The organism is Gordonia sp. UBA7599 (assembly GCA_002477755.1).
In the GTDB taxonomy this organism is placed as follows: domain Bacteria; phylum Actinomycetota; class Actinomycetes; order Mycobacteriales; family Mycobacteriaceae; genus Gordonia.
Window position 1 is genome coordinate 6,974 of the sequence record DLKD01000016.1, and the last position, 405, is coordinate 7,378.

Sequence of the window (405 nt, forward strand, 5' to 3'; positions counted from 1 at the left end):
GACGGCGATACCGAGGTGGACGCCGCCGTGGTAGGTGATCTCCTTGGTGGCGTCGTCGTAGCTCGCGTTGACGTTGGGATGGGCCTTGAGTGCCTCCACGACCGCCTTGGCGAAGAAGGGTAGGAACGTCAGGTTCACCCCTTCGGCTGCCTTGAACGACGCCTTCGCGGCGGCGCGCAGGGCCGCCACCTTGGTCAAGTCGGCTTCGTGGACCTGGGTCAACTGCGCGGTGGTCTGCAGCGATTCCAGCGTCTTGGCGGCGGTGATCTGCCGGATGCGGTTGGCCTTGGCGGTCGTGCCGCGCAGGGCGGCCAGCTCCGGCTTGACCTCGGGGGCAGCGGCCGCTGGGGCGGCGGCCGCGGGGGCAGAAGGAGCGGCCGCGGCGAGCACGTCCTGCTTGCGGAT

The 405-nt window shown here is 69.9% G+C and carries 1 protein-coding gene; it reads right to left on the bottom strand.

Annotated features, from left to right (window positions below; all coding sequences use genetic code 11):
- The coding region (locus tag B4L26_RS02065; RefSeq protein ID WP_290715242.1) for a 2-oxo acid dehydrogenase subunit E2 at window positions 1-405 on the bottom strand (405 nt) is incomplete at both ends.